This is a genomic window from Gryllotalpicola sp. (assembly GCF_027352875.1).
Classification (GTDB): Bacteria; Actinomycetota; Actinomycetes; order Actinomycetales; family Microbacteriaceae; genus Gryllotalpicola.
The window spans coordinates 1-4,863 of the sequence record NZ_DAIEII010000003.1; the positions used below are offsets into that span (position 1 = coordinate 1).

3 protein-coding genes are annotated in these 4,863 nt (G+C 70.8%); 2 read left to right on the top strand and 1 reads right to left on the bottom strand.

Annotation, left to right across the window (positions count from 1 at the left end; genetic code table 11):
- The coding region (locus tag M7D61_RS00260) for an alpha-1,4-glucan--maltose-1-phosphate maltosyltransferase (RefSeq protein WP_298226399.1) at positions 1-1,615 on the top strand (1,615 nt) is incomplete at its 5' end.
- A complete protein-coding gene (gene glgB, locus M7D61_RS00265) occupies positions 1,612-3,810 on the top strand; it encodes a 1,4-alpha-glucan branching protein GlgB (RefSeq protein ID WP_298226401.1) in 2,199 nt (732 codons plus the stop codon). The genes M7D61_RS00260 and glgB, both read left to right, overlap by 4 nt.
- A gap of 81 nt (positions 3,811-3,891) precedes the next feature.
- Here the strand turns inward: glgB and M7D61_RS00270 are convergent, their stop codons facing one another.
- The gene (locus M7D61_RS00270) at positions 3,892-4,797 is read right to left on the bottom strand and encodes a tetratricopeptide repeat protein (protein WP_298226404.1); all 906 of its coding nucleotides are present in this window, start codon (positions 4,795-4,797) and stop codon (positions 3,892-3,894) included.
- Positions 4,798-4,863 lie beyond the last annotated feature (66 nt).

Here is a 4,863-nt window from a genome sequence, read left to right on the forward strand (position 1 = left end):
CGCTGTCAACGACGCGCGCCGCGCCCAGAGCGAGCGCCGCTACCTCGACGAGCTCGCCGCGGCGATCACCGACCCGACGGCGGATGCCGCATCGCGGCTCGCCCGCGCCGCCGAGGAGCGCCTGCTGCGCATCCTCCAGGAACGCCCCATCGTCTCGATGCCGACGCTCTCCGAGATCGGCGCGCTCGTCGTCGAGCGCGCCCGCGCCGGCGTCGGCTCCTGGTACGAGCTCTTCCCGCGGTCGGAGGGCGCGAGGAAGCTGGCGGACGGCACCTGGAAGTCGGGGACCTTCCGCACCGCTGCGCTGCGCCTTCCCGATGTGGCCGCGATGGGGTTCGACGTCGTCTACCTGCCGCCCATCCACCCCATCGGGCTCACCCACCGCAAGGGCCGCAACAACGCGCTCTCGGCCCGGCCCGGCGACCCCGGGTCGCCGTGGGCCATCGGCTCGGCCGACGGCGGGCACGATGCGATCCACCCCGACCTCGGGTCGCTCGCCGACTTCCAGTTCTTCCTCGGCAAGGCGCAGCAGGCCGGCCTCGAGGTCGCGCTCGACCTCGCGCTGCAGGCCTCCCCCGACCATCCCTGGGTGAGCGCGCATCCGGAGTGGTTCACGCAGTTGAGCGACGGGTCGATCGCCTACGCCGAGAACCCGCCGAAGCAGTACCAGGACATCTACCCGCTCAACTTCGACCGCGACCCGAACGGGCTCTACGCCGAGGTGCTGCGCGTCGTCGAGCACTGGATCGCGCAGGGCGTCGCGATCTTCCGCGTCGACAATCCGCACACCAAGCCGCTCTGGTTCTGGGCTCGGCTGCTCGCTGAGGTCAAAGCCGCGCACCCCGAGGTGGTGTTCCTCGCCGAGGCGTTCACCCGCCCCGCCGTCATGGACGCGCTCGCCAAGGTCGGCTTCCAGCAGAGCTACTCGTACTTCACCTGGCGCAATACCAAGGCCGAGCTCGAGGAGTTCCTCACCGGCATCGCCGGGCCGAAGGCGGCGTACTTCCGCCCCAACCTCTTCGTCAACACGCCCGACATCCTCACCGAATACCTGCAGTTCGGCGGCCGGCCGGCGTTCAAGGTGCGCGCCGCCCTCGCGGCGACGGTCGGCGCCTCGTGGGGGGTCTACGCGGGGTTCGAGCTCTACGAGTCCGTCGCCCGGCCCGGCTCGGAGGAGTACCTCGACAACGAGAAGTACGAGTTCCGGCCGCGGGATTGGGCGCGCGCGGCCGCGAGCGGGGAATCCCTCGCTCCGTACCTCACGATCCTCAACTCGGCCCGGCGCGAGCACCCCGCGCTGCGGCAGCTGCGCAACCTCGTGCTGCACCGCAGCGACGACGACGCCGTCCTCGTCTTCAGCAAGCATCTCGACGGCGCCTTCACCCGCAGCGGCAAGAGCGACACCGTCATCGTCGTCGCCAACGTCGACCCGCACTCGGTGCGCGAGACGCTCGTGCACCTCGACACGGCGTCGTTCGGCATCGCACCGGGCAGGCCGTTCGACGTGCGCGACCTGATCACCGGAGCGCGCTGGACCTGGAGCGAGCGCGACTACGTGCGCCTCGACGCCTTCGCGGAGCCGGTGCACCTCCTCCACGTGCGGGACGCCGCGTGATCCCGACCGGGCTCGCCGTACCGGCCGTCTCCTCCGAGGCGCTCCAGGCGATCGCGGAGGGCCGCCACCACGACCCGCACTCGGTGCTCGGCCAGCATCCGGCGGCGGCCCCCGGCGTCACCGATCCGGTCACGGTCATCCGCGCGCTCAGGCCGCTCGCGAGCGGCGTGCGCGCCATCCTCGACTCGGGCGCCGCCATCGAGCTCTCCCACCTCGGCTGGGGCGTTTGGCAGGGCGTGAGCATCGTCGGCCCGGGCGACTACGTCGTCGAGGCGCGCTATGCCGACGGCACCCACTACACCGCCGAGGACCCGTACCGTTTCCCGCCGACGATCGGCGAGACCGACCTCTGGCTCCTCGAAGAGGGGCGGCACGAGCAGCTCTGGAACGCGCTCGGCGCGCACGTGCGCTCGGTCGCCGGCGTCGCGCGCTCGACCGCGGGCACCTCGTTCGCCGTCTGGGCGCCGAGCGCGACCGCGGTGCGCGTCGTCGGCCTCTTCAACGGCTGGGACGGCACGCAGCACGCCATGCGCTCGATGGGCTCGAGCGGCGTGTGGGAGCTCTTCATCCCCGGCCTGGGAGTCGGCGCCATCTACAAGTTCGACATCCGCACCGCCTGGGGCGAATGGGTGCGGAAGATCGATCCCGTCGCGCAGTACACCGAGACGCCGCCCGCGACCGCCTCGGTCGTCGGTGAGAGCCGCTACGCGTGGGGGGATGCCGCGTGGCTCGCCGCGCGCCCGGCATCCCACCACGACCGGCCGCTGTCGATCTACGAGCTCCACGTCGGCTCGTGGCGGCCCGGCCTCGGCTACCTGGAGCTCGCCGACCAGCTCATCGACTACGTGCACGACCTCGGCTTCACCCACGTCGAGTTCATGCCGCTCGCCGAGCACCCCTTCGCGGGCTCGTGGGGCTACCAGGTCACCGGCTACTACGCGCCCACCAGCCGGTTCGGGCACCCCGACGATCTGCGCCACCTCGTCGATCGGCTGCACCAGGCCGGCATCGGCGTCATCCTCGACTGGGTGCCCGGGCACTTCCCCAAGGATGACTGGGCGCTCGCCCGCTTCGACGGCACGGCACTCTACGAGCACGCCGACTGGCGGCTCGGCGAGCAGAAGGAATGGGGCACCTACGTCTTCGACTTCGGGCGCACCGAGGTGCGCAACTTCCTCTACGCCAACGCGCTGTACTGGCTCGAGGAGTTCCACGTCGACGGGCTGCGCGTCGACGCCGTCGCCTCGATGATCTACCGCGACTACTCGCGGAAGGCCGGCGAGTGGCTGCCCAACAGGTACGGCGGCCGCGAGTACCTCGAGGCCATCTCGTTCCTGCAGGAGACGACGGCGACCGCGTACAAGCGCAATCCCGGGATCATGATGATCGCCGAGGAGTCGACGAGCTGGCAGGGCGTCACCGCGGCGACCTCCGTCGGGGGGCTCGGCTTCGGCTTCAAGTGGAACATGGGCTGGATGCACGACTCGCTGCAGTACATCCAGCGCGACCCCGCCTACCGCTCGTACCACCACAACGAGATGACCTTCGCGATGGTCTACGCGTACAGCGAGAACTTCGTGCTGCCCGTCTCGCACGACGAGGTGGTGCACGGCAAGGGCTCGCTCATCGCGAAGATGCCGGGCGACCACTGGCAGCAGCGGGCCAATGTGCGCGCGTTCCTCGCCTTCATGTGGTCGCATCCCGGCAAGCAGCTGCTCTTCATGGGGCAGGAGTTCGGCCAGTACTCGGAGTGGTCGTCCGACCGGGGCCTCGACTGGTGGATCCTCGAGCAGCCGACGCACCAGGGCCTGCAGCACCTCGTGCGGCAGCTCAACGCGCGCTACGTCGAGAACCCGGCGCTGTGGCGCCATGACACCGAACCGCGCGGATTCGAGTGGCTGGAGGGCGGGGATGCGGCGAACAACGTGCTCGCGTTCCTGCGTTGGAGCGAAGAGGGGCCGATCGCGGTGGTGGCGAACTTCGCCGGCCACCCCCACCACGGCTACCGCATCGCCCTGCCGTTCGCGGGCGAGTGGGACGAGATCCTCAACACGGATGCCGAGGAGTTCGGCGGCTCCGGCGTCGGCAACCTCGGCACCGTGCACGCGGAGGCCGTCGGCTGGAACGGACGCCCCGCCTCGGCGACGCTCACGCTGCCGCCGCTCGGCGTCCTCTGGCTTCGACCCCGGCACTGACCTGCCGCGTTACGTTCCCGGTAGATACGACCCCGTCCGTCCGGACAGGCGAGACGGTACCCATCGGCAACGCAACTACGGCTAATAGAGCAGGTTCGTGAGCCGCCTGCGGGCCGCCACCACGCGCGGGTCCTCAGGGCCGACGACCTCGAAGAACTCGACAAGGCGCTCGCGGACGGCGTTCTTCTGCGCGGCATCCAGCGCCGGGAAGAGGGCGAGCAGCCGGTCGAACGCGTCGTCGACGTGGCCGCCCGAGACATCGACGTCGGCGACCGCGAGAGCGGCGTCCACACTCGAAGGGTCGTCCGCCGCGGCCGTTCGCACGGCATCCGCGTCGGCGCGCGCGACGCGCTGCAGCAAGCTCACCTGCGCGAGCCCGGCCTTGGCGAGGCCGTCGCCAGGGTTCTGCGCGATGGCCTTGCGGTAGGCGTCGACCGCGGCCTGCAGGTCGCCGCGCTCGATGGCGTCGTACGCCTCCTGGTGCAGCGGTGGAAGCGGCTCGGGGGTCGGCTCCGCGGGAGTCTCGCCCGCATCGAGCGTGCCTGCGACGCCCTGCTGGGCGGCCACCTGAAGCAGCTGATCGAGCACCTGGACGATCTGCTCCTCGGGGTAGACGCCCTGGAACAGCGGCAACGGACGGCCGGCGATCACCGCGGCGAGGGTCGGGATGCCGGTGGCTCCGAACGCCTGAGTGAGCTGCGGATTCGCCTCGGCATCCACCCGCACGAGCACGAGGGCACCGCGCTTCTCGGCGACGAGCCGGTCGAGCAGCGCACCGAGATCCCTCGCCTGCTCGCTCCAGGTCGCCATGAGCAGCACGAGCACCGGCACGCGGCTGGAGAGGTCGATGAACTCCGCGATCGAGCGCGTGTCGGCAGTGAAGCTGAATCGGGATGCCGCACCCGCCGCCTCGGCAGCCGCGGCCGGCTGGTTCACCAGGCCGGACAGGTCAATGGCGCCATGCAGCGCGCCGGTGGAATCGCTCACTTCAGCTCCTTCGCAGAGACGGCCGCCTCGGAGTAGCCGATGAGGCGGACGGCGTCCGTCGACTCG